Annotated in this window: 22 protein-coding genes and 1 tRNA gene; 17 read left to right on the plus strand and 6 right to left on the minus strand. The window is 64.0% G+C overall.

Annotation, left to right across the window (positions count from 1 at the left end; all coding sequences use genetic code 11):
- The first annotated feature begins 13 nt into the window (after positions 1-13).
- Entirely contained in the window at positions 14-826 is an 813-nt protein-coding gene (locus tag L2Y97_RS02335; protein ID WP_247432471.1) for a DUF2884 family protein, read from the plus strand.
- Here the strand turns inward: L2Y97_RS02335 and L2Y97_RS02340 are convergent.
- Together L2Y97_RS02340 and L2Y97_RS02345 are read right to left on the minus strand one after the other, a co-directional pair.
- Positions 816-1,763 carry a D-2-hydroxyacid dehydrogenase family protein gene (locus tag L2Y97_RS02340; RefSeq protein WP_247432474.1) on the minus strand — a complete coding sequence of 316 codons (948 nt, stop codon included), beginning with the start codon at positions 1,761-1,763 and terminating at the stop codon, positions 816-818. The genes L2Y97_RS02335 and L2Y97_RS02340 overlap by 11 nt on opposite strands.
- A 2-nt stretch (positions 1,764-1,765) precedes the next feature.
- Positions 1,766-2,164: a VOC family protein gene (locus L2Y97_RS02345; RefSeq protein WP_247432477.1), complete on the minus strand. Its 399-nt coding sequence runs from the start codon at positions 2,162-2,164 to the stop codon at positions 1,766-1,768.
- Between the two features lie 193 nt (positions 2,165-2,357).
- Between L2Y97_RS02345 and L2Y97_RS02350 the strand changes: the two genes are divergently transcribed.
- A complete protein-coding gene (locus L2Y97_RS02350) occupies positions 2,358-3,092 on the plus strand; it encodes a helix-turn-helix transcriptional regulator (RefSeq protein ID WP_247432480.1) in 735 nt (244 codons plus the stop codon).
- A gap of 20 nt (positions 3,093-3,112) precedes the next feature.
- Here the strand turns inward: L2Y97_RS02350 and L2Y97_RS02355 are convergent, their stop codons facing one another.
- Positions 3,113-4,114 (minus strand): zinc-binding alcohol dehydrogenase family protein, encoded by a 1,002-nt coding sequence (locus tag L2Y97_RS02355; protein WP_247432483.1) that lies wholly within the window; start codon positions 4,112-4,114, stop codon positions 3,113-3,115.
- Between the two features lie 96 nt (positions 4,115-4,210).
- Here L2Y97_RS02355 and L2Y97_RS02360 point away from each other — a divergent pair, with 96 nt between their 5' ends.
- The 5 genes from L2Y97_RS02360 (at position 4,211) to L2Y97_RS02380 (ending at position 12,212) form a co-directional block, all read left to right on the plus strand.
- A complete protein-coding gene (locus L2Y97_RS02360) occupies positions 4,211-5,143 on the plus strand; it encodes a LysR family transcriptional regulator (RefSeq protein ID WP_247432486.1) in 933 nt (310 codons plus the stop codon).
- Between the two features lie 196 nt (positions 5,144-5,339).
- Complete coding sequence (locus tag L2Y97_RS02365) at positions 5,340-8,567, plus strand: protease pro-enzyme activation domain-containing protein (protein WP_247432489.1); 3,228 nt, start codon at positions 5,340-5,342, stop codon at positions 8,565-8,567.
- Between the two features lie 1,231 nt (positions 8,568-9,798).
- Complete coding sequence (locus tag L2Y97_RS02370) at positions 9,799-10,254, plus strand: MarR family winged helix-turn-helix transcriptional regulator (protein ID WP_247432492.1); 456 nt, start codon at positions 9,799-9,801, stop codon at positions 10,252-10,254.
- Positions 10,251-11,648, plus strand: coding sequence for an MFS transporter (locus tag L2Y97_RS02375; protein ID WP_247432495.1), 1,398 nt, complete (start codon positions 10,251-10,253; stop codon positions 11,646-11,648). Before L2Y97_RS02370 ends, L2Y97_RS02375 begins: the two co-directional genes overlap by 4 nt.
- A gap of 12 nt (positions 11,649-11,660) precedes the next feature.
- A complete protein-coding gene (locus L2Y97_RS02380) occupies positions 11,661-12,212 on the plus strand; it encodes an isochorismatase family protein (protein WP_247432498.1) in 552 nt (183 codons plus the stop codon).
- 115 nt (positions 12,213-12,327) lie between these two features.
- Here the strand turns inward: L2Y97_RS02380 and L2Y97_RS02385 are convergent, their stop codons facing one another.
- Complete coding sequence (locus L2Y97_RS02385; RefSeq protein ID WP_247432499.1) at positions 12,328-13,053, minus strand: hypothetical protein; 726 nt, start codon at positions 13,051-13,053, stop codon at positions 12,328-12,330.
- Positions 13,054-13,159: 106 nt separating this feature from the next.
- On the opposite strand from L2Y97_RS02385, the gene L2Y97_RS02390 reads away from it, so the two are divergent.
- The 5 genes from L2Y97_RS02390 (at position 13,160) to L2Y97_RS02410 (ending at position 17,582) form a co-directional block, all read left to right on the plus strand.
- Entirely contained in the window at positions 13,160-13,756 is a 597-nt protein-coding gene (locus L2Y97_RS02390) for an anthranilate synthase component II (protein WP_139979323.1), read from the plus strand.
- A 20-nt stretch (positions 13,757-13,776) separates the two neighbouring features.
- The gene (trpD, locus tag L2Y97_RS02395) at positions 13,777-14,808 is read left to right on the plus strand and encodes an anthranilate phosphoribosyltransferase (protein ID WP_247432502.1); all 1,032 of its coding nucleotides are present in this window, start codon (positions 13,777-13,779) and stop codon (positions 14,806-14,808) included.
- 48 nt (positions 14,809-14,856) lie between these two features.
- A complete protein-coding gene (gene trpC / locus L2Y97_RS02400; RefSeq protein WP_247432505.1) occupies positions 14,857-15,708 on the plus strand; it encodes an indole-3-glycerol phosphate synthase TrpC in 852 nt (283 codons plus the stop codon).
- Positions 15,709-15,715: 7 nt separating this feature from the next.
- On the plus strand, positions 15,716-16,423 hold the full coding sequence (locus tag L2Y97_RS02405; RefSeq protein WP_247432508.1) for a haloacid dehalogenase-like hydrolase: 708 nt from the start codon (positions 15,716-15,718) through the stop codon (positions 16,421-16,423).
- Positions 16,424-16,631: 208 nt separating this feature from the next.
- Positions 16,632-17,582 carry a bifunctional helix-turn-helix transcriptional regulator/GNAT family N-acetyltransferase gene (locus L2Y97_RS02410; RefSeq protein ID WP_247432511.1) on the plus strand — a complete coding sequence of 317 codons (951 nt, stop codon included), beginning with the start codon at positions 16,632-16,634 and terminating at the stop codon, positions 17,580-17,582.
- An 85-nt stretch (positions 17,583-17,667) separates the two neighbouring features.
- Here the strand turns inward: L2Y97_RS02410 and crp are convergent, their stop codons facing one another.
- Positions 17,668-18,282 carry a cAMP-activated global transcriptional regulator CRP gene (gene crp, locus L2Y97_RS02415; RefSeq protein WP_247436985.1) on the minus strand — a complete coding sequence of 205 codons (615 nt, stop codon included), beginning with the start codon at positions 18,280-18,282 and terminating at the stop codon, positions 17,668-17,670.
- A 426-nt stretch (positions 18,283-18,708) separates the two neighbouring features.
- Here crp and speD point away from each other — a divergent pair, with 426 nt between their 5' ends.
- The gene (speD, locus tag L2Y97_RS02420) at positions 18,709-19,494 is read left to right on the plus strand and encodes an adenosylmethionine decarboxylase (RefSeq protein WP_036109987.1); all 786 of its coding nucleotides are present in this window, start codon (positions 18,709-18,711) and stop codon (positions 19,492-19,494) included.
- Positions 19,495-19,526: 32 nt separating this feature from the next.
- Here the strand turns inward: speD and coq7 are convergent, their stop codons facing one another.
- The gene (coq7, locus tag L2Y97_RS02425) at positions 19,527-20,111 is read right to left on the minus strand and encodes a 2-polyprenyl-3-methyl-6-methoxy-1,4-benzoquinone monooxygenase (RefSeq protein ID WP_247436987.1); all 585 of its coding nucleotides are present in this window, start codon (positions 20,109-20,111) and stop codon (positions 19,527-19,529) included.
- A 331-nt stretch (positions 20,112-20,442) separates the two neighbouring features.
- Here coq7 and rplM point away from each other — a divergent pair, with 331 nt between their 5' ends.
- From rplM to L2Y97_RS02445, 4 genes are all read left to right on the plus strand, one after another.
- On the plus strand, positions 20,443-20,871 hold the full coding sequence (rplM, locus tag L2Y97_RS02430; RefSeq protein WP_045828717.1) for a 50S ribosomal protein L13: 429 nt from the start codon (positions 20,443-20,445) through the stop codon (positions 20,869-20,871).
- 9 nt (positions 20,872-20,880) lie between these two features.
- Complete coding sequence (gene rpsI / locus L2Y97_RS02435; RefSeq protein WP_247432514.1) at positions 20,881-21,273, plus strand: 30S ribosomal protein S9; 393 nt, start codon at positions 20,881-20,883, stop codon at positions 21,271-21,273.
- A 51-nt stretch (positions 21,274-21,324) separates the two neighbouring features.
- Positions 21,325-21,398 (plus strand) — tRNA-Gln (locus tag L2Y97_RS02440).
- Between the two features lie 117 nt (positions 21,399-21,515).
- On the plus strand, positions 21,516-22,610 hold the full coding sequence (locus L2Y97_RS02445; RefSeq protein WP_247432517.1) for an acyltransferase family protein: 1,095 nt from the start codon (positions 21,516-21,518) through the stop codon (positions 22,608-22,610).
- The last annotated feature ends 49 nt before the right edge of the window (positions 22,611-22,659 follow it).

Below are 22,659 nucleotides of genomic sequence, written 5' to 3' on the forward strand. Positions count from 1 at the left end.
GGGGAGAAGGACCATGCGTCATCTGTTTGCCACTGCCGGCCTCGCCGCTGCCCTTGCCCTGAGTGCCGGGACCGCCGCCGCGTCAGGCAATTTCAACTTCAGCACGGATAGCTGCAACCACGACTACAGCACGCGCTACGACGTGGACGTGACCCCGGGCGGGCTCAGCTTCCACCGGACGGAAGGCGCCCCGACGAAGATCTTCCTGCACGACGGCGCTCTCAAGGTGGATGGCCGCGACGTGGCGGTATCCGCCAGCGATGCACAGGCCCTGCGCCGCTACGAGGACACGGTGCGCAAGCTGCTCCCCGAGATCGCCGCGGTATCCCGGGCTGGCGTTTCCATGGGCTTTGATGCGATGACCACCGTGACCATGACCTTCGCGGAAGCGGACCAGCGCGAAGCCATCCTGGCCAAGTTGAAGCGCAAGCAGGCCCAGGCGCTCAAGGAAATCGACGAAGGCGTGGGCAGCGGCCACTGGTCATCCGATCGCATGACCGAGACCGTGGCGGGCTCCGTGTCCGATTCCGTGGGCGAACTGGTGGGCTCCGTCACTTCGAGTGCCGTCTCCGCGGCCCTGTCAGGCGATAGCGCGAAGATGGAAGCCCTCACGGCGCGCGCCAATGCGCTCGACAAGAGCATCAACCGTGAAATGGACAAGCGCTCGAAGGACCTTGAGGCCCGGGCCAATGGCATCTGCCCGCGCCTGAACGATCTGGCGGACCTCCAGCAGGGCTGGAAGATCCGGCTGCCGGATGGCAAGCCGCTGGAGCTGATGACGATCAAGCCGAAGGAAAAGGACGGCAAGGACGTCGCTAGCTATTGAGCTTGCCGATCCAGTCGACCACGTTGCGCACCGTATCGCCGTAGAACGTTCGGTACATCTCTTCGCTGACGTAGCCGACATGCGGCGTGGCGAGCACGTTGGGCAAGCGGCGGAAGGGGTGGTCGGCGGCGAGCGGTTCGGGATCGTAGACATCGATCGCAGCGCCGGCCAAGGCGCCACGGGTTAGTGCCTCGATCAGCGCGGCCTCATCGACGATGGGGCCGCGCGACGTGTTCACGAGGCGCGCGGTGGGTTTCATCCACGCCAGCTGTTCCGCGCCGACGAGACCCAGCGTGCGTTCGCTCAGGCGTACGTGGATGCTGAGCACATCGGCACGCGCGAACAGATCCCGTTTCTCCACGCGCTCCACGCCGTGTTCCGCGGCGGCCTCGGCAGTGAGATTCTGGCTCCACGCGATCACGTTCATGCCGAACGCCTGGCCGATACGCGCCACGGCCGATCCGATCCGGCCCAGCCCGAGCAGGGCCAGTGTCTTGCCCGACAGTTCCATGCCCACCCCTTGCTGCCAACCGCCTGCGCGCACCGATGCCGTCTCGTTGGCGAGGTTGCGAGCCAGGCCAAGGATGGCCGCCCACGTGAACTCGATGGTGGGTGTCGAGGCATAGTTTGTGTGGCACACAGCGATACCGTGCGCTGCGGCCGCTTCAAGGTCGATCGACGCGTTCGCCCGACCCGTGGACGCAATGAGCTTCAAGCGCGGCAAGGCACTGAGCAGCGATGCCGTCATCGGTGTGCGCTCGCGCATCACGCAAACGACATCGAAGGGCGACAGGCGGCGGGCCAGCTCGGCCTCGTCGGCCACGTGGTCATGGAATACGACGACATCGGCCACGGCATCCAGGGGTGACCAGTCAGCCATCTGCCTGGCGACGTGCTGGTAATCATCCAGCACGGCTACACGAATGCGCTCGTTCATGCTCATGCCCTCTGGCGCTTTGGCTGGATCAGATCCCAGCCGTTGCCGTAGAGGTCTTCAAACACCACGACGCTGCCGTACACCTCGTGGCGCGGCTCCTCACGAAAACGTACGCCGTGAGCGAGCATGTGCGCATGATCGCCTGCGAAGTCATCTGTCTCCAGAAAAAGGAATACGCGGCCGCCGCCTTGCTTGCCAACGTGCGCGCGTTGCTCATCATTGATGGCGCGAGCCAGGAGCAGTCGCGTGCCCTGGGAGCCCCGCGGCGCGACGGTTACCCAGCGCTTGTCGTTACCCTGCGGTGTATCTTCCACCAGATCGAAGCGCAGCGCCTTGGTGAAGAACGCGATGGCTTCATCGTAGTCGTGGACCAGGAAGGTGAGGGCGCCGAGAGAGGGCATGAGAAGGGGTTCCTTGGGCGGACGAGGCAGCCATTATGCGCCACCATGCGTCGTGCCAGTGGCGAATGAGGGCATGGCGCGTGGCCACGCTATCGATTGAGGAAACTTGGCGTTGCCTTGATAGCAACGTCATTTTCCTTGTGCGTGCAAGGTGTTGCGGAGACGATGATCGCGAGCTTCAACGATTATCTGAATGATGCAACTCGCAACATCCGTAGAACCGCGTCTTGGCTTCCTCGTCGATCCGAACGGGCTGTCCACGACCTGCCGCTCCGACGCTTTCCTGGATCGCACGCTCGCCGCGCTGCAGGCGCGCCAGGCCCTGGACGTGCTCGACTATCCGGGGAGCGCTGGCACTTTACCCATGTTGGTTGCCTACGGTGCGGCCGAGGCGGAGTGGGGCATCCTGCTCAGGGAGTGCCCTGAACGATGCGACCGTGCGCAACGCGCGCCCGTCGATACCCTGTGTGCCTTGCTGGCGAAGCTGGCCGACCAGCATCTTTTCGCTGGCGCGGTATTCGCCGAGGTAGCGTTGGCGCTGCGCGCAGCGCACGCGCCGGGTCGCGTCGATACTGTGGCGTGGCGCATCCCCGGTGGCCTCGCGCCCTGGCAGAGCGAACGCGCGACGACCTGGATGGACGATCGACTCGATTCCGCATTCACCTCGGCCGAGGTCGCTGCGCTCTTCGGCATGTCGTCGGGCCACTTCACCCGCGCGTTCCGCATCACTCACGGTATCTCACCGCGGCAATGGATCTTGCAGCGCCGCGTTGAGCGCGCCAAAGGGTTGCTACCCGATGCGAACGTATCGCTGACCGATATTGCGCTGATGTGCGGCTTCTCCGAACAAAGCCATTTCACTCGTGTTTTCACGCGACTGGTTGGTGTGCCTCCCGGGGCGTGGCGCAGGCGGCTGCGCCACGCGTGAGTGAGCCAACGCGGACGGATTCAGAAGCCTTCGAGGACGAGCTTCCCCCGTGCGCGGCCACTCTCGACCAGCGCATGGGCCTTGCGCAGGTTCTCGGCGCTGATCTTGCCCATGTGTTCGCCCAGCGTCGTCTTGAGGGTGCCGTCGTCGATAAGCCGGGCGACGTCGGTCAGGATTTGATGCTGCCGGATCATGTCATTCGTCTCGAACAGCGAGCGCGTGAACATCAGTTCCCAATGCAGCGAGATGGCCTTGCGCTTCAATGGCACCACGTCGAGCACCTCCGGGTCATCGATCAGGCCAAGCTTGCCTTGCGGGGCCAGGGCTTCGATCAATTGCGGGTAATGTGATGCCGTGTGGGTCAGGCCGGCGACGTAGCGGACCTGTGGCACACCGGCGGCGCGCAGGCCCTCGAGAAGCGGTTGGCTGTGGTCGATCACGTCATGGGCGCCCAGCTTGCGCACCCATTCGCGGGTGTCGGCGCGCGAGGCCGTACCAATCACGCGCAGCTTCGTGAGCCGAGATGCAAGCTGGGTAAGGATGGAGCCGACGCCGCCAGCGGCGCCCACGATCAGCAATTCCCCTTCGTCATCGGGCTTTACCTCCAGCCGATCGAACAGTAGCTCCCATGCGGTGAGTGAGGTGAGGGGCAGTGCGGCCGCATCGCCGAACGACAGCGATGTGGGTTTCAGCGCGGCGATGCGTTCGTCGACCAGCCCGAACTCGGCATAGGAGCCAGGGCGCGCGATGGAGCCGGCGTACCAGACCTCGTCGCCCGGCTTGAACAGGGTGACCCCGGGGCCGATCGCCTCGACGACACCAGCAGCGTCCCACCCGAGGATGCGCGGCGTGTCGGTGGGGCTGCCGCGGCGGAGCTTGGTGTCGACAGGGTTCACCGATACGGCATGAATACGCACCAGCAGATCGCGTGGGCCGGGTACGGGTGTCGGCAGGTCCATCTCGGTCAGGGAGTGCGGATCGGTGGCCGGCAGGCCGCTCTGGGTGTAGACGATGGCTTTCATGATGGGTCCTTGGGGTGGCCGGGCATTTAGCATCGGTGCTCCGCGTTTGTGGAAAAAGCCATAAACTCCGCCAGGACTTATCCGGTTTTCATACAAATGATCAAAACCGACGATCTTGAGCTCTTTGTACGCGCGGCGGCGCTGGGCAGCTTCTCGAGTGCCGCCCGCGAGGCCTCCCTGGCGCCTGGCCAGGTCAGCGTCGCTATCCAGCGCCTGGAGGAACAGGTGGGAATCCGGCTGTTCGCACGGTCCACGCGCAGCCTGAAGCTGACGGAGGAGGGCGCACGTTACCTACCCTATGCGGAGGAGGCGCTGGCCATGCTGCGCGAAGGCCGCGAGCAGTTGCACGGCGAGCAACGTACGTTGCAAGGGACCCTGCGCGTCGCCGCGCCATCGGACATCGGCAGGAACGTCCTGCTCCCCTGGCTCTCCGATTTTCGTGATCAACACCCTGATCTGGTCCTGAAGGTCTTCCTCTCCGATTCGGTGACCGATGTGTTTCGCGATCCGGTCGATATCGCCATCCGCTACGGTGTCCCCGACAACGCCAGCTACGTGGCACTGCCATTGGTGGCGGATAACCGGCGCGTGCTCGTGGCGTCGCCTGCGTACATCGCTGAGCACGGGCGCCTGCAAACGCTCGACGACCTCGTGTCCCACCGTTGCCTGCTGTATTCGCTGAGCGGCAAGACGTACGACCGCTGGATATTTCCCGCACCGGAGGGGCGCCGGCAGATCACCGTGCGTGGCGGCTTGCTGTGCGACGACGGTGATGTGGCAAGGCGCTGGGCAGTGGACGGTCGTGGTATCGCGTACAAATCGTGGCTCGACGTACGCGAGGATGTCATCGCCGGTCGTCTCGACGTGTTGCTGCCCGATCAACCGGGCGAAGCAGCGCCATTAAGCCTCGTATGCCCGCACAGGCGTCAATTTTCCCCGGCGGTTCGTGAGTTGCATGCGTTGCTCGCCGCGCGCCTCGATGCGATGACAAACGCGTTGCACAAAGCTGAACGAACGCGCGTTCGTTAAGCGTACAAAATTGCGTTGTTGCGCGGGTTCGCACATTTGGACGGCCAAATGTGACCTGCGTCAAACCTGTGCATGCGCAGGCATCGTAATTTGCTAGTGCTGATCACTCTGACGCCAGGCAGTGTCTGTGGGGAGCCCGGATGGGGAGCAGGGAGCTCGGCGGAGATCCTTCACTTCGCCCAAGGGAGTTCATTGCATGTCTTGCAGGTTTTCAGCATGGCTCGCGTTCGCGAGCCTGACGGCAGGTTGCGCCCTGTCGTTACCCATTGCCGCGGCCGATTTCAGTACGTCTGTGAAATCCGCCGCCAACCCGGCGACACCGCGGCTCACGTCCAACATAAGCGGTGCGAGCACCGCGGCGATCGCCGGCTCGCGCCCACGCCAGGCACTTGCAGCGAAAGACGCAGGCGCCGTGCCGTCCAGCCAGGCGATCAGCAACATCACGCTGGTGCTCAAGCGCGACGATGACCACGAGAAGGCCTTCCGCGCCCTGCTGGCGCGCCAGACGAATCCCGCCTCGCCCGACTTCCACCAATGGCTGACCGGCAAGCAGATCGGTGAACGCTTCGGGCCATCCACGCAGGATGTCCAGGCGGTGCGCCAGTGGTTGCAGGGGCAGGGTCTCACCGTCAATGGCGTATCGCAGGATCGCATGCGTGTGTCCGTGTCGGGCAACGCAGCCGCCGTGGCGAAGGCTTTTGCTACCGAGATCCATGCCTATCAGGCCGACGGCAAGCAGCATTTCGCCAATGCGACGGATGCGCACGTCCCTTCGGCGCTGACGCCGATCGTCCAGGGCGTGTCGTTGCACAACTTCTTCCCCGTGCCGCAGCACACGGCCATCGCCAAGGCACGCTTTGACACGAAACATGGCAAGTGGAGCACGGCCGCGGCCGACAACCCGGACTTCACCGTGCCGCCGGGCACCACCGATCCGAACACCACCTATGACATGGTGCCGGCCGACTTTAACACCGTGTACAACGTGAAGCCGCTCTGGCAGCGCGATACACCGGTGCGCGGCGCGGGCCAGAGCATCGTGGTGCTCGAACGCACCAACGTGCAGCCGGACGATGTAGCGCATTTCCGTGCGGCATTCCTGCCCAACGATGCGCGCGGTACGTTCTCCATCCTCCATCCCAGCGGCGCGGAGGGCGCTCCGTGCGCGGATCCGGGTCTGAACGGCGATGAGGGCGAAGCCGCGCTCGATGCCGAGTGGGCCGGTGCCGCTGCGCCAGATGCGGACATCGTCCTGGCATCGTGTGCCGACTCGGGTGCCACCTTCGGTCCGTTCATGGCCGCCGCACGCCTGCTGGATACGACGACGGGCCTGCCGCCGCCGATCTGGAGCCTCAGCTACGGCGCGTGTGAGAGCGCGGATGCCTCAGACGCCTACCTCGCCGACATCCTCTGGTCGTCCGCCGCGGCGCAGGGCGTGACCGTGTATGTCTCGTCGGGTGATGGCGGATCCACCCAGTGTGACCAGGGTGCGTTGTTCTGGTCGCAGAACGGTGCCGCGATCAACGGCCTTGCCTCATCCACCTCCGCCGTAGCGATTGGTGGCACCGACTTCAACGATCGCGGCAAGCTGTCGACGTACTGGACCTCGACCAACCTGCCGAAGTACCAGTCGGCGGTAACCTATATCCCGGAGATGACCTGGAACAACAGCTGCGCCAGCAGCCATCTGTACACCTTGCTGGGTTACCAGGACGGCATCACCGCCTGTAACGACGACCAGGGCCGTGGTTCGGACTTCCTGCAGGTCGGTGGCGGCGGCGGTGGCCCCAGCACGTTGTTCGCCCAGCCGGAAGCGCAGATCGGCATCCACGGTTCCACCAACCACACCTCGCGCACCATCCCGGATATCTCGCTGTTCTCGGCCAATGGCATCTATGGCCACGCGCTGGTCTTCTGCATGTCGGATACCGACAACGGCGGGACGGCGTGCGACTTCCGCGATCCGGATTCGGTGTTCGCCAATTCGGCCGGCGGTACCTCGTTCGCCGCGCCGGCCATGGCGGGGGTGCAGGCGCTGCTCAACCAGGTGAATGGCGACCGCGTCGGTAACCCGCTGCCGGCGTTCTACGGTATCGCCGCACGCCAGTTCGGCACGGTCGGTTCGCCGAACAATACAGTGCTCACCGCGTGCAATTCGAGCAACGGCAACACCATTGCTTCCACCTGCGTGTTCAACAACGTGACCGAAGGCGACATCGTGCAGCCGTGCGCGGCGGGCTCGGTGAACTGCGATAGCGGCACCAAGCTCAATAACGTCGTGGGCATCGTGGAAGGTGGCGACACCACCACGCACACGCTGGTGCCGGCGTGGAAGACCAACGTGGGCTACAGCATGGCCACGGGCCTGGGCTCGATCAACGCGGCCAACCTGGCCGACGCGGTGAAGGCGTGGAGTGCCCCGGCCAAGCGGAATTATGCCGTGCCGGCGGATTTCCTTTCGTTGAATAACCTGTTCACCAACGATGGCTACAGCGACTTTGCCTATGTCGATGGCGGCATGCTGCACTCGGTATCGATGAAGGGCGCCGTCAGCCTGTACGACCAGGCGCAGGCGATCGATCCGTCGCTAACCGTGGTGGGTTACGGTGACGTCGTGCCGGGACTGGACGCTTTGTCATTGAAGTCCGGCGAACTTCTGTTGATGGATGCGAACCACAAGCTCAATGTGTGGGTCTCGACCGGTACCGGTGGTTACTTCACCTTCGTGGTGAACCGCGATATCCCGGCGGGCTGGAAACTGCTGGGCGTGGGCGTCCACGATGCCAGTGGCGTGCAGAAGCTGGTGTGGTTCGATACCGCCACGTCGGAAATCGTCTGGTGGGCCCTGGACCTGGATCCGGTCACCCAGAACGACATCATCGTGACCGGCCAGTCGTGGCCGAAGCAGGGCATCGCCGGTGGCGTGCCGGTGCTGGCCGATGTGGATGGCGACGGCTACACGGATATCGTGTGGACCCGCAACAGCTCCAACGGTACCGCCGTGTGGGTGGATGATCGTCGCGATGGCTACGTGGCCCATGCGTTGCCGGATCACCCGGCGGGCGCGGTGCTGCAGGGCGTGGGTGATGTGGATGGTAACGGCACCACCGACCTGCTCTGGACCAATGCCGCGGGGACGCAGCTCACGTGGTGGACCATAAACGGCTTCGCGGTCACCGCGCAGAAGAGCCAGGCCATTCCGGCAGGTGCAACGCTGGCAGGCATTGGTGATTACGACGGCGATGGCATCGCCGACATCCTGTGGCGTGGTGCGAACAACCGCCTCGTGGATTGGCAGGGCACGGGGAGCGGCTTCGCCGCTTCGAACGTGGCCGACGCGTTTGGTACGCCGTTGGCGTTGACCACCACGGCGACTGTGCCGGCTAACCGGTTCCAGGGGAGCCGGCGGTTGGCGACGAAGTAACGCAGGAAATTGCGATATCGGACGGCCGGGCTCATCAGCCCGGCCGTCTTTGCGTGCGGCACGGATTGCGTCACTATGCGCTCCTCAAAAGCAGCAGAGCATAGGGATTAGTCGATGTTGCGAGCTTTTCTTTTCCCGATGCTGGTGGCGTCGTCGTACGCGCTGCTGCAGCTTATCTTTTCGAGATCTCGTGGCATTCCCGAGAGGACGCACCCGGTGTTTCGCTTCTCGACGGGGTTGGTGGTCTTCCTCTCTCGGAGCCGTCGGATTTGCCCTGATGCCGGTCGCGATATTTTGGCCGCACTTGCAGCGAATCGATATGACGAGCTGGATATCGTCCGGCTTGCTTTCATTTGTCGAAGTCATGGGCGCTATTTATGCAAAGTACTCTGATGGTCAGGCTTGAGGAACTGATATGCATTTTGAGCTTTCGGCAGCTGCGGTGGCGGTCCTGCTCTCTGTCGTATCCGTACTAAGGGGGAGAGAGAGGTCGAGATACAAGTCCCTTGGTGAGGTCTACAAGATGGAGAAGACCCTCATCTATCCGTGCCTGTGCGTATCATTCTTGATGCTCGCCCTTGCAATATTTCTATCGCTCCAAGCGACCTATTACGGTGGGAGTCATGGAGGCGACGCAGGCGTTCCGGCCTTTGTCGGAGTTGCTGCTTCTTTCTGCGCATTGACTTGGTCAGTGTATGAAGTCCGACTCGATGCCACTTCCATCAAAATTGGTTTGGTCGCGCGACTAGCCTTGCAGTATGCAGAGATAAAAGAAATCCGAGACATCAGAAATCAAGGGAGCCCTCGAGCTGTCTTGATAAGTGGCGATGGCAAAAGGTTCAATGTATGGAGCAACCTGCTTGGGTATGACGATTTGATAGGTAAGCTTAAAGCGCGGTGTCCGGCAGCCTCATACCATCTTGTTGAGGGCCGAAACAGTCGGCGATAGCGAGGGCAAACACGTATGTCTACCAGTTGCGTTTCGCTCATAGTTTGCGCGTCCGTGACGAAGCTGCCTAATTAATGCGTGTAGATCAAGGGTGTAGTTGGCTTTATCGCTACGTAGGCGCCAACCCATGCGTGAATTCGTCAATAGTTTGGCGATGACGCCCAACTATTGGTTATTGCATACGAGCCGTCGCGCTGACCGGTCAGGCGACGGCAGGAACGTTCGAAGCCTAACTTGCAAGTTTACCTTGCAATCACGCCGGGCCGGCCTTAACTTTATGGCATGCCCAAGTCCCCGCCGTCGCCCGTCGATATCGCCGCCAGTGACCTGCTTACTGCATGCGGCCTCCTTGTGCGCCGTGTGCGTGCCGAATCCAACAACCTCGGCCTGACCTGGTCGCAGGCAGCCGTGCTGGCACGGCTGGAGGCTTCCGGGCCTACGTCTACCGCGGATCTCGCCCGGGCCGAGGCGGTGAAGCCGCAATCGATGGGCGTCACGCTGGCGACCATGGAGCAGGATGGGCTGGTAGCACGCGAGCCGCACCCGACGGATGGGCGGCAGTTCCTTTATGCGCTGACCGAAGAAGGCATTGAAGCGCGGCGCCGCGTTAAGGCGGCAAAGCATGCCTGGCTGTCCGAGGCGATCTCGCGCATGTCGCCGCACGATCGCGATGACCTTGCGGTCGCCGCCCGCGTGATCCGGAACCTGGCGGAAACGAGCACGCAGGATCCGGCGTGACCACGGCCGCTGGCAGCGCTGTCGCTGCCAATCCTTTTGGCGTGCGCTTCCTTTTGCCCCTGGCACTGGGCTCCTGCCTCAACCCCATCAATTCCACGATGATTGCCACGGCCCTGGTGCCGATCGCGACGGAGTTCCATGCGAGTGTCGCGCAGACCGGCTGGCTGATTGCGGCGCTGTACCTGGTCTGTGCCGTCGCGCAGCCGACCCTGGGGCGCATCGCGGACCTCGTCGGCGCACGTCGCGTGTATCTGGCATCGCTCGTGCTGGTCATGATCGCCGGTATCGGCGGCCGCGTCGCGCCGTCGCTGGGCTGGCTGGTGGTCGTGCGCATGCTGCTCGGTATCGGTACGTCGGGTGCTTACCCATCGGCCATGCGCTTGTTCCGTGAGCGTGCCGACGCGACGGGAAGCCCGCCGCCACGTACGGCGATGGGTCTACTCTCGCTCATGGGTGTCGCCACGGCGGCCGTCGGCCCGGTGCTCGGTGGTGTACTGACGGGTGCCTTCGGTTGGCATGCGATCTTCACCGTGAACGTGCCGCTGGCGCTGCTCACGCTCCTCCTGGTGCTCGCGTGGATACCGAAGGATCCGCCGCGCAGGGAGCGCCGCTCGTTGTGGAAGGAGCTGGACATCGCCGGTATCGGGCTGTTCTCTGGCGCCCTGCTTGCGCTCATGGTCTTCCTGCTGGACATTGACCACCCGCGCAGGATGGCGTTGCCCGTCGCCGCGGTGTGCGCTGTTCTTCTGGCGTGGCACTCGCTCCGCCGCGCGGATCCGTTCATCGATCTGCGCATGCTGGCGAAGCACAAACCGCTCAGCATCACGTACCTTCGCGCGACGCTGGCGTTCACCGTTGTCTACTGTGTGTTTTACGGCTTCGCGCAGTGGGTGGAAGGCGCCGGTGGCTATTCGGCGGCGCAAGCCGGTATCGCTACGTTGCCACTATCGATTCTTGCCGGCGTCGGCTCCGTCGCCGGTGCGCGCACCAAAGGCCTTCGCGGCCCGTTCCTCCTCGCGTTTGCCTGCTCCATTGCGGGCGCTATCGCCTTGCTGTGTATCGACGCTACATCACCCTTGTGGTTGATGGCAGCCGCCGTGGCGGCGTTCGGCATTCCGCAGGGCCTCGTGTCCGTGACCACGCAGGCGGCGGTGTACATCCAGGCGCCGCCGGGGCAGATCGGTACGGCCTCGGGCCTGCAGCGCACGTTCTCTTACGTCGGCGCGATGGCCGCCACGGCGGTGATCGGTGCCTGCTACGGCCACCAACCCACCGACCACGGCTTGCATGCCCTCGCCGCGGCCATGGCCGGCGTTTCCGCGCTGCTGCTCGTAGCCACCTTTTTCGACCGCACGCTCCCGCGTGTGGATGACGTTTCCAAACCCAACTCCTGAAGGAGCATCCCCATGGCACTTACCCAACTCGACGCCAACGCCGCGCTGATCGTCATCGACCTGCAGCAGGGCATCGTGAGCCTCCCCGTGGCGACGCCCGCCGCGCCCGTCGTCGCCAAGGCGGCGTCCATTGCCCGTGCGTTCCGCGATACGCGCCGCCCCGTCGTTCTCGTGAACGTGGATGCAGCCGCACCTGGTCGCACCGATAGCGGCGTACCGCAGATCCCGCAGGATCCGTCGTTCAAGGCCTTCGTGCCGGAGCTTGAGCAGGCGCCCACCGATCACGTCGTGACAAAGAAGCGCTGGGGCGCGTTCCAGACCACCGACCTAGACCGCACGCTGCGTGGCCTGAACGTGGAGCAGGTCGTGATCCTCGGTATCGCCACCAGCATCGGCGTGGAATCCACGGCACGTTATGCCAGCGAGCTGGGTTACAACGTGGTGCTCGTGACCGATGCCATGGCCGATCTGAAGGCCGATGCGCACGAGAACAGCATCAAGAACATCTTCCCGCGCCTTGGCGAAACCACGTCGACTGAAGAGCTTCTGGCGAAGATCAGCTAACGAAGCAGCTGTTGTAGGAGCGCGCTTGCGCGCGATCGGGGTGTCGAAAGCGCCGCGGTTAGGTGCGGCAATCCCGCACCACCCGATCGCGCGCAAGCGCGCTCCTACAGGTTTTCTATCGGTGTGGCGATAGCTCGTCATCGTCGGTGGAGGACAAGCCGTGGCCGATGCCGATGCCTGCGCCTGCACCGGCGGCCATGCCGCCACCCATGCCGCCTCCGCCCATGCCGCCGCCACCTCCGGCGCCGCCGCCACCTTTCCCACCGCCGCCTTCACCGCTACCGCCGCCCTTGCCACCCTGGCCGGCTGTCCGCGCGGGGCCTTGCTTCGGAATCGGCACGCTTGTGGGAATGGGATCGAGATCGAGCACCTCGCGGATGAAGTCGCGCAGCGAGATCACCAGCTCATCGGTATGAATGGGCCGCCCGGCGACGAGCTCATTGGCTGCACGCGCCGCCAACTCCACCTGCTTCTCCGTGCCCAGCAGCACGATGTCCGAAAGCGCCGCCTCCACCGCATCACGCACACGCCGCGCCCGGTCATTGCCGGAAGCAGCCGAGAGCAGCAGCGCCGCGGCTGGATCCCCGTCACCGCGCTCGCGCAATTGCCGCAGGTGCGTCGGATCGACCGCCAGGTTCCCGGTGAACGATCCCCCTAGCGTCTTGTAGGCCGCGATCAGTGTGCGCAGCCGCTCATTGATCTGCCGGTTTGCCCGCTCGCGCCGCTGCTGCACGGTCTGCATGGCCAGCAGGCGGATGCCGACACCGATCAGGGTGATGATGGCGAGCCCCACCAGGGTGGATAGCAGGCCCTGCCAGGAACTGAAGTCGAGGTTTCGCATGCGCGGCATCCTGTCGCCCGGCGGGCGAAAGCATTGTGAGCAGGGTAGGGCAGGAGGAGGCTAGAATGGCAGGCCCACCCCCGATTCAGACCCGGCAGGCCCCGCCATGCTCCTCATGATCGACAACTACGACTCCTTTACCTTCAACCTCGTCCAGTACCTCGGCGAGCTGGGGCAGGAGGTCAAGGTGGTCCGGAACGATGCGCTGACCGTGGCCGATATCCGGGCCCTTAAGCCCTCGCGGATCATGATTTCCCCGGGGCCGGGCACACCGGATGATTCGGGTGTCTCGATCGATATCCTGAAGGAACTGGCCGGCGAGCTGCCCATCTTCGGCGTTTGCCTGGGCCACCAGGCCATCGGCCAGGTGTTTGGCGGCAAGGTCATCCGGGCGCGCGAGATCATGCACGGCAAGACCTCCCCGGTGAAGCACCTGGGCAAGGGCGTGTTCGCCGGCCTGCCCAACCCGTTCGAGGCCACCCGTTACCACTCGCTTGTGGTCGAGAAGGATTCGGTGCCCGATTGCCTGGAAGTGACCGCGTGGACCGAGCGCGAGGACGGTTCCATCGACGAGATCATGGGCCTGCGCCACCGCACGCTCGATATCGAGGGCGTGCAGTTCCATCCCGAGTCGATCCTTACCCAGCACGGCCACGACCTGCTGCGTAACTTCCTTGGCATGCCGCTGCCGCTCGCCGCCTGATCCACGTTCCGGGACGCTCCATGCCGATCACTCCTTCCGAGGCGCTCCAGCGCACTATCGAACACCGCGAGATCTTCCATGACGAGATGATCGAGCTCATGCACCAGATCATGCGCGGTGACGTGAGCCCGCTCATGACGGCCGCGATCCTGACCGGCCTGCGGGTGAAGAAGGAAACGGTGGGCGAGATCACCGGCGCGGCACGCGTGATGCGCGATCTCTCGGCGAAGGTGGAGGCGACGCCCCACCCGCATTTCATCGATATCGTGGGCACCGGTGGTGATGGCGCCTCGTCGTTCAATATTTCCACGGCATCCATGTTCGTGGCGGCGGCTGCTGGTGCGCGCGTGGCCAAGCACGGTGGCCGCAGCGTGTCATCCAAGTCGGGCAGTGCCGATGTGCTGGAGGCGCTGGGCGCCCGCATCGAGCTGCTGCCGGCCCAGGTGGCCGTGTGCATGGATGAGGTCGATATCGGCTTCATGTTCGCGCCCAACCACCATCCGGCGATGAAGGTGGTCTCGCCGGTACGCCGCGAAATGGGCGTCCGCACCATCTTCAACATCCTGGGCCCGCTGACGAATCCGGCAGGCGCTCAGAACATCCTCATGGGTGTCTTCCATCCCGACCTGGTCGGTATCCAGGTGCGCGTCCTGCAGGCCCTTGGCGCAAAGCACGCGCTGGTCGTGTGGGGCCGCGACGGCATGGACGAGATCTCGCTGGGCGCCGCCACCCTGGTGGGCGAGCTGCGCGACGGCAAGGTCACCGAGTACGAGGTGGAGCCGGAGGATTTTGGCCTGTCCATGGCCTCCAGCCGCAACCTTCGTGTCGAAAATGCGGACGAATCCAGGGCCATGCTGCTGGATGCCATCTCTGGCGTCCCCGGCGTGCCCCACGATATCGTCTGCCTGAATGCGGGCGCGGCGCTGTATACCGCTGATGTGGCCCCCAGCATCCAGGCGGGTATCGACCTGGCCCGGGCGACCATTGCCAGCGGCGCGGCTCGTGTAAAATTGGAAGCATTCGTGGCCGCGACGCAGCGGCTCGGCGCCTGATATCGTCGGGTTACCCCACCCCCGGCCTTACCCTAGGAAGCGACACCGATGCCCGACATCCTCCACCGTATTCTCGACCGCAAACTGGAAGAGATCGCCGAGCGCAGCCGCACGCGCACGATGGACGACCTGGCTGCGCAGATCGCGGACCTCGAGGAAACTCGTGGCTTCGTCGCCGCCATCGATGCCCGCCTGTATGAAGGCAAGCCCGCGGTTATCGCCGAGGTCAAGAAGGCCAGCCCTTCCAAGGGCCTGATCCGGCCCGATTTCGATCCCGCCGCCATCGCGCGCAGTTACGAAGCCGGCGGCGCTACCTGCCTGTCGGTGCTCACCGATGCCGACTTCTTCCAGGGCCACGAGGATTACCTGCGCCAGGCCCGCGAAGCCTGCAACCTGCCGATCCTGCGCAAGGATTTCATCATCGACGAGTATCAGGTGTACGAAGCGCGCGTCATCGGCGCCGACTGCATCCTGCTGATCGTCTCCGCGTTCGGTTCGAAGTACGGCGATGGTGAGGTGGTGTACGACGAAAGCCGGCTCACCGAGCTGTCGCTGCTCGCCGCCGAACTCGACCTGGATGTACTCGTCGAAGTGCACAACGAGGAAGAACTCGAAATCGCGCTGGGCATGCCTGCACCGTTGATCGGCGTGAACAACCGCAACCTGCGCACGTTCGAGACCTCGCTCGGCACCTCGCTGAAGCTGAAGGATCGGGTGGGTCCCGATACCGCCATCGTCGCCGAATCCGGCATCCACACGCCGGAAGACGTGCGCACCCTGCGCGAGAAGGGCATCCATACGTTCCTCGTGGGCGAAGCGTTCATGCGCGCGGCCGATCCGGGCGCGGAGCTGCAGAAACTGTTCGGCAAGCACGCGCCGACCCACACGCACAAACACTGAGCACGGCATGACACAGGGGAATGAGGCGGGGGGGCCAGACACCGCCGCCGGCGATGCACGACGCGTCGCGCTGTTCGATTTCGATGGCGTGATCGTCCGCCACCAGACGTTGGAACTGTACTTTCGCGAGCGGCTTTCCGGCTTTGGCCGGTGGCGCCTCCTGCTGGCGTTGCCGTGGCTCCCGTTCGTGCCATTCATGATCCGTAGCGCCGCCGGGACGCGCATCCTGGGGCGCGTCTTCCTGCGCGTGGTGACGTTCGGGCGCAGTGAAAAAAACTACAAACGCCTGGTCACCGAGTTTGCACGCACGTACGCGCGCCGGCCGGGCGTGTTCGTGCGTGATGGCGTGGCGACACTACGCCGGCACATCGAGGCGGGCGACCGGGTCGTCATCGTCACTGGCAACGACGGCACCCTGGTACAGGCCATCCTGGATGAGGTGAACCTGCAGGGCCCCGAACTCATCGCATCGCAGGTCCGCGGTGGTGTCCTTGGCGTGCACTTCGTGCGCCATAACGTGGATGCCATGAAGGTGAAAGCGGTGGAAAGGGCGGGTATTGCCCGGCCATGGGCGGTTGCGTATGGCGATTCCGTATCGGACCTGGCGATGCTGAAGGCTGCCGATGCGGCGAAGCTGGTGAATCCAAGCAAGCGGACATTGAAGAAGATGCGCAAGCCGCTGGGGGACAAGCTTGAGGTGTTGGGCTGGTACTGAGTCCAGCTCCTTCGCGCGCAAGCGCGCTCCTACAGGCGCAGTTTTGGGCTGGCCGGGAAAACCGGGCCTGGTTCAGTAAGGGTGGACCGCGGTCGAGGGTATGCCGCGAACGCCGTGGGCGGTGAAAGATGTTGCGGTGTCGCTTGCGTGCGGCATCCCGCGAACGCTAGCCTGATCGCCTGCGCCCCGTACTCCCCATGGATGCCCGATGTACCTGTCTTCACTGCGCGAGCTTGCTATTGGCAGCCGCCTCAAGGCCTTGAGCGATTATTTCTACCAGGCCGTGGACGAGGTCTACCGCGCGAGCGGGGCGGGTATCGAATCGCGCTGGTTTCCGGTCATGCGCTTCCTGCGCGATGTGGGCCCCACGACGGTGACGGAGGTGGCCACGGCGATCGGGCAGACCCATTCGGCGGTGAGCCAGCTGGCCGATCGCCTGGTCGAAGCCGGCATGGTGGTCCGCCAGCGCGACCCGGGCGATGGGCGCCGCAGCGTGCTGGCGCTTACCGACGCGGGCGAGCGGGCCCTGGGTGCCCTTGGCCCGGTGTGGCTGGCCTTGCGCCGGGGGATGGCCGAATCGATGGGGCCGCGCATGGCGGCGCTGCTCGACGCGATCGATGACTGCGAACAGGCGCTGGCCGAGAAGCCGCTGGTTGCCGCGGTGCTCGAGCAGCGTGCGGCACTGGCCCGCGAGGGTGTGAGCGTGGTGCCCTGGGATCCGGCTTACGCCGACCACTTCCGTCGCCTCAACCAGCAATGGCTGGAGCGCCACTTCCGTGTCGAGGACGTGGACAGGGCCCTGTTCGCGGATCCCGAAACCCTCGTAATCAAGCCTGGCGGCGCCATCTTCTTCGCCCTGTATGCGGGCGAGGTGGTCGGCACCTGCGCGCTGCTGCATGAAGGAAACGGGATCTACGAGCTCTCGAAGATGGGCGTGGACGAGAACTTCCGCGGCCTGGGCGCCGGTCGCAAGTTGCTTGATGCCGCCATCGGCGCCTGGCGTGAGCAGGGCGGTGCGCGGTTGTTCCTGGAATCCAACAGCCGGCTCGGCCGTGCACTGGGCATGTACGAGCGCGCGGGATTCCGCCGGCAGGAGGCCATCCGCCCCGGCTCGCACTATGAGCGTGCGGACGTCTACATGGTGTACGAAGGGGCCTGACGGCTTCCCCGGGGCCGTTTTTTGCGGGTCCGAGGCACAAAAAAAGGGCAGGCACGCAGGTGCCTGCCCTTTCTTGTGTCCGCGGTTAGCGCGTGCCGCGCACCACGATGGTCTTGCCGGACACGTCGATCATCCGTTCCTCTTCCAGCTGCTTGAGGACGCGGCCCACCATTTCGCGGGAGCAGCCGACGATCCGGCTCACTTCCTGGCGGGAGATCCGGATCTGGGTGCCGTCCGGGTGGGTCATGGCATCGGGCTCGGTGCACAGGTCCAGCAGCGTGCGCGAGACGCGGTTGGTCACGTCCATGAACGCCATGCGGCTGACCTGGCGCGACGTGCGCAGCAGGCGGTGGGTGAGCTGCGAGCCGATCGCGAAGAGCAGCTTCGGGCATTCGGCGGCCAGCGGGCCCTCCAGGAGCTGGAAGAGCCGCTCGTAGCTGATCTCGGCCATTTCGACCGCCGTGCGGGTGCGCACCAGCGATTCACGCTGGGCCTGCTCGACGAACAGCCCCATTTCGCCGATGAACTGGCCACGGTTGATGTAGGCAAGAATCAGCTCGCGGCCCTCCTCGTCCTCCGTGCAGACGGCCAGCGAGCCTTCCACCACGTAGTAAAGGGTATTGGCCGGGTCACCCGGGCGGATGATCGCGGTCTTGCCCGGGTAGCGCCGCCGGTGGCAGGCATCCAGGAACCGACCCATCGACGCCGGGTCTGGCGCGAAGCTCAAAGGAGCCTGCGACCGTTCGAACGCCTGTTGCAACAGATATTTAAGTTGAGCCACAGCAGATTCCGTTGAGCCTTCTATGGCATGGCGCCCCCAAATCGGCGGCTTGCCGACGGTTTTCCGTCGGGCGTCGCTGACTCGCCATGTCCCCGGCCGGATTATTGCAGACAAAGGGTGGACAAAATCCACCATAAATGACGATCCGTCCCAAGTTGTTCAAATTCTCGCCACTTTGCCCCATAATTTTACCCCCTCGGAGCCTGGACCCCTGTCTCAGGCTGTTCATAAACGAGGGGCAGACTGATCGTCTGGCCGATCGCCATCCAATTCCTTTTTTGCGGGGACCCTTGCTGCTAACCCGTGTCTGCTGCTGGCCGTCATCACCGGCCTCGGAGAGTCGCTGTGGTCAAACCGCTTCCCCGCCTTCGCCTGCAGGGTTTCAACAACCTCACCAAGGCGTTGAGCTTCAACATTTACGATATCTGCTATGCCGTCTCGGAACAGCAGCGCCAGAACTACATCGAGTACATCGATGAGCAGTACGACGCTGACCGCCTGACCCAGATCCTGACGGACGTGGCCGAGATCATCGGTGCGAACATCCTGAATATCGCGCGTCAGGATTACGATCCGCAGGGCGCCTCGGTCACCATCCTCATTTCCGAGGAGCCGGTGGTCGAGAAGCTGGGCCGCGATACGATCTCGGGCGCCGTCGTGGCGCACATGGACAAGAGCCACATCACTGTCCATACCTACCCGGAAACGCACCCGCACAACGGTATCGCCACGTTCCGCGCGGATATCGACGTGGCCACCTGCGGCGTTATCTCTCCGCTGAAGGCCCTGAATTACCTGATCGACAGCTTCGAGTCGGATATCGTCATCGCCGATTACCGCGTGCGCGGCTTCACCCGCGACGTGAAGGGCAAGAAGCACTTCATCGATCACAAGATCAACTCGGTGCAGGATTACCTGGCGAAGCACATCCGTCAGAAGTACGAGATGTTCGACGTGAACGTGTACCAGGAAAACATCTTCCACACGAAGATGCACATCAAGGACTTCGACCTCGATACGTACCTGTTCGAGGCCCAGGCCGACGATCTTTCGTTCAAGGAGCGCCAGCGCATCGAATCGCTGCTCCGCCGCGAGATCGAGGAACTCTTCCACGGCCGCAACCTGATGTAACAAAAAGCCCCGCGAAAGCGGGGCTTTTTTTGTCAGATCCTGTAAGCAACCGCCTTCATCACCGCCGACGCCGCATGCATCAACCGCGGAATGGGGAAGGGCAGGTCAATGCCGCCCCGTGCCTCGGCCGCCTCGGCATGCCGCACCTCATCCTCCTGCATCTGCCGCAGAATCGCGCGCGAGCGATCGTCCTGGGCGGGCAGGCGCTCCAGGTGTTCAGCCAGGTGGGCCTCCACCTGTCTCTCGGTTTCCACCACGAAACCCAGGCTGATCGGGTCGCCCACGGCCGCGGCGGCCACGCCGATGGCATAACTGCCGGCGTACCACAGCGGGTTGAGCAGGCTCGGGCGGCTATCCAGCTGCTTCAGGCGCTCGGCGCACCAGGCCAGGTGGTCGGTCTCCTCCTGGGCGGCGTGCAGCAGGTGCTGGCGGGTATCGTCCGTACGGGCCAGCGCGGCCTGGCCCATGTAGAGCGCCTGGGCGCATACCTCACCCACATGGTTGATCCGCATCAGGCCGGCCGCATGGCGGCGGTCCGCTTCCTCCATGGGCGCATCCGCCACGGTGTCCCCGGGGGAGCGGCGGTGGGCCTCCGGGGAGCCCGACACGGCCTCCATGGCGCGCTCCAGCCCGGCCAGCAAGCGGTCGAGCGGGGTAAAGGTACGGACGGCCACGGGTGGCTCCTTTGAATGTGGGGACCTGCACACGGTACAATGCCCGGGCACCCTACCGGGATGCACGCGCTGCGGCTGCTTGTCGCGCCCGGCGTACCTGCCACTGGCAGGGCTTGTGTAAAGACCGCGTCATTCTGCTATCATTGTTGGCCCGAAGCTCACCTGCATGGTGGGCTTGCGCGACGCAGGATAAGTCAGTTATTCTCTCGCGTCTTTGCTTTCACCGATTCCGTGTTCCGTCCCTTTGTTGGGCGGCAAACCAGGTATTTTCGAAATGAAAACGTTCAGCGCCAAGCCGGAGAGCGTCAAGCGCGATTGGTTCGTGATCGACGCCACGAACAAGACCCTGGGTCGTCTGTCGACCGAGGTCGCGCGCCGTCTCCGCGGCAAGCATAAGCCCGAGTTCACCCCGCACGTCGATACCGGCGATTACATCGTCGTGATCAACGCCGAGAAGGTGGCTGTCACCGGTGCGAAGCTGGACGACAAGATGTACCACCGCTTCACCGGCTACGTCGGCAACCTGAAGACCACGAGTCTCAAGGATCTGCTGGCCACGCACCCGGAGCGCGTGATCGAGATCGCCGTCAAGGGCATGCTGCCGAAGAACCCGCTGGGTCGCGCCATGTACCGCAAGCTCAAGGTGTACGGCGGTGCCGAGCACCCGCACACCGCCCAGCAGCCGCAGCAGCTGGACATCTAAGGAATCGCCATGGCTATCCAGCAGAATTACGGTACCGGTCGTCGCAAGACCTCGGCAGCTCGCGTGTTCCTTCGCAAGGGCACCGGTGGCATCGTCGTCAACGGCAAGCCGCTCGACGCTTTCTTCGGCCGCGAAACCTCGCGCATGATCGTCCGTCAGCCGCTTGAGCTGACCGACAACGTCGAGAAGTTCGACATCATGGTGACGGTTGCCGGCGGTGGTATCACCGGCCAGGCCGGCGCTATCCGCCTCGGCATCGCTCGCGCCCTCGTCGAATACGACGAAGCGCTGAAGTCGCCGCTGCGCAAGGCTGGTTTCATGACCCGCGATGCTCGTGAAGTCGAGCGTAAGAAGGTCGGTCTCCACAAGGCTCGCCGCGCAACCCAGTTCTCCAAGCGCTAATCACGCGCTACAATTCGAAGCACGAAGGTCAGAGCGCTTCGATAGGTTTCTTGGGAGATCGTCTAACGGTAGGACAACGGACTCTGACTCCGTTTATCTAGGTTCGAATCCTAGTCTCCCAGCCAAAACCGGAAAGGGCCCTGAGCAATCAGGGCCCTTTCTCTTTTTCTGCTCTATGCGTTTGCAACGCCTGCGCGGCACTGTGGCACTTACGACGACACCGTCGGCCGGAGCCACCGGGCATGAGTTACCGCAACATCCAGGGCATGCGTGCCATCGCCGCGCTGATGGTGGTGTCGTGCCACATGTTCTGGAGCCTGGTGCCCATGCGTACGCACTGGGCCAAGCCCTTCTTCGCTGACGTAGGCCCCGCGGGCGTCGATGTCTTCTTCGTCATTTCAGGCTTCATCATCTACCACGTGATCCAGCGATCCATCGCGAGCATGGATCAGGTTGGCCGTGGCAGGGCGGTGTTTACCTTCGCCGCAAAGCGATTTATCCGGATCTATCCGCTGTACTGGATTGCCTTTGCCGTCGCGTGCCTGGTCATGGTCTGGTCGCCACCGACCGCGTTACCGCTGAAGAGGCCGATCATCGCGTTGCTCACCCTCGTCGATAGCATTCCCAACTACGTGGTCGGGGTCGCCTGGACGCTCACCTATGAGGTGTACTTTTACGCCGTGGCAGCCCTAAGCCTTCTGATCCTGGGCAAGCGGGCGCAATGGGGGCTGGCGATCTGGTTCAGTGTGCTCACAGGAGCAGCCGTTGTTAGCGCCTGGCACGCCTGGTCAGCTCCCCTCGACTACCTGTTCGCGCCTATCCTCCTCGAGTTCCTCCTGGGTGCGGCCGTCGGGATGCTCGTTGAAAGGGGCGTGCGCGTATTTCACGGCGCGATGTTCCTGGTCGCGATGGCGTGGATCGCTATCGGTACCTGGTTCGTCGCCCGCGATCCCGCCTCCTATCCACTGCGGGTGCTCTGCTGGGGTATACCGGCGGCCGTGTTTATCTATGGGGTGGCCACGCTCGAAGTACGCAGGCGCTGGATCATGCCGCGCTCACTCCAGTACCTCGGCGATGCCTCATTCTCGATCTACCTGTGGCATGTCATCGTGTTCGACGCCATGGTCGGCGCGTACGCGCGGTTGGGCTGGGTAGGGGCGGTAAACCCGGCCGCCCTGACGGCCCTCATGGTCGCAGCCGCCATGGGCATCGGCCTGCTCAGTTATCATTACCTTGAGAAGCCCCTGCTGCGGCGCCTCGGACAGTGGTTCGTGGGCCAGCGCGTGGCTTCCAACGCATTGGGAACGGAGGCGCACGCCGGCAATCTCGCCGCCTGAGACCTCCGCACCGTAGGTTATTGGCTTCTGTCGCATGGCAGGCGGCAGC

The organism is Luteibacter aegosomatissinici, from assembly GCF_023078495.1.
Taxonomy (GTDB): domain Bacteria; phylum Pseudomonadota; class Gammaproteobacteria; order Xanthomonadales; family Rhodanobacteraceae; genus Luteibacter; species Luteibacter aegosomatissinici.

What these genes read in the sequence shown, in the direction of transcription:
- L2Y97_RS02335 (WP_247432471.1), top strand. Translation starts at nt 14, where the DNA reads ATGCGTCATCTGTTTGCCACTGCCGGCCTCGCCGCTGCCCTTGCCCTG.
- L2Y97_RS02340 (WP_247432474.1), bottom strand. Translation starts at nt 1,763, where the DNA reads ATGAACGAGCGCATTCGTGTAGCCGTGCTGGATGATTACCAGCACGTC.
- L2Y97_RS02345 (WP_247432477.1), bottom strand. Translation starts at nt 2,164, where the DNA reads ATGCCCTCTCTCGGCGCCCTCACCTTCCTGGTCCACGACTACGATGAA.
- L2Y97_RS02350 (WP_247432480.1), top strand. Translation starts at nt 2,358, where the DNA reads ATGATGCAACTCGCAACATCCGTAGAACCGCGTCTTGGCTTCCTCGTC.
- L2Y97_RS02355 (WP_247432483.1), bottom strand. Translation starts at nt 4,114, where the DNA reads ATGAAAGCCATCGTCTACACCCAGAGCGGCCTGCCGGCCACCGATCCG.
- L2Y97_RS02360 (WP_247432486.1), top strand. Translation starts at nt 4,211, where the DNA reads ATGATCAAAACCGACGATCTTGAGCTCTTTGTACGCGCGGCGGCGCTG.
- L2Y97_RS02365 (WP_247432489.1), top strand. Translation starts at nt 5,340, where the DNA reads ATGTCTTGCAGGTTTTCAGCATGGCTCGCGTTCGCGAGCCTGACGGCA.
- L2Y97_RS02370 (WP_247432492.1), top strand. Translation starts at nt 9,799, where the DNA reads ATGCCCAAGTCCCCGCCGTCGCCCGTCGATATCGCCGCCAGTGACCTG.
- L2Y97_RS02380 (WP_247432498.1), top strand. Translation starts at nt 11,661, where the DNA reads ATGGCACTTACCCAACTCGACGCCAACGCCGCGCTGATCGTCATCGAC.
- L2Y97_RS02385 (WP_247432499.1), bottom strand. Translation starts at nt 13,053, where the DNA reads ATGCGAAACCTCGACTTCAGTTCCTGGCAGGGCCTGCTATCCACCCTG.
- L2Y97_RS02390 (WP_139979323.1), top strand. Translation starts at nt 13,160, where the DNA reads ATGCTCCTCATGATCGACAACTACGACTCCTTTACCTTCAACCTCGTC.
- trpD (WP_247432502.1), top strand. Translation starts at nt 13,777, where the DNA reads ATGCCGATCACTCCTTCCGAGGCGCTCCAGCGCACTATCGAACACCGC.
- trpC (WP_247432505.1), top strand. Translation starts at nt 14,857, where the DNA reads ATGCCCGACATCCTCCACCGTATTCTCGACCGCAAACTGGAAGAGATC.
- L2Y97_RS02405 (WP_247432508.1), top strand. Translation starts at nt 15,716, where the DNA reads ATGACACAGGGGAATGAGGCGGGGGGGCCAGACACCGCCGCCGGCGAT.
- L2Y97_RS02410 (WP_247432511.1), top strand. Translation starts at nt 16,632, where the DNA reads ATGTACCTGTCTTCACTGCGCGAGCTTGCTATTGGCAGCCGCCTCAAG.
- crp (WP_247436985.1), bottom strand. Translation starts at nt 18,282, where the DNA reads ATGGGTCGGTTCCTGGATGCCTGCCACCGGCGGCGCTACCCGGGCAAG.
- coq7 (WP_247436987.1), bottom strand. Translation starts at nt 20,111, where the DNA reads ATGGAGGCCGTGTCGGGCTCCCCGGAGGCCCACCGCCGCTCCCCCGGG.
- rplM (WP_045828717.1), top strand. Translation starts at nt 20,443, where the DNA reads ATGAAAACGTTCAGCGCCAAGCCGGAGAGCGTCAAGCGCGATTGGTTC.
- rpsI (WP_247432514.1), top strand. Translation starts at nt 20,881, where the DNA reads ATGGCTATCCAGCAGAATTACGGTACCGGTCGTCGCAAGACCTCGGCA.
- L2Y97_RS02445 (WP_247432517.1), top strand. Translation starts at nt 21,516, where the DNA reads ATGAGTTACCGCAACATCCAGGGCATGCGTGCCATCGCCGCGCTGATG.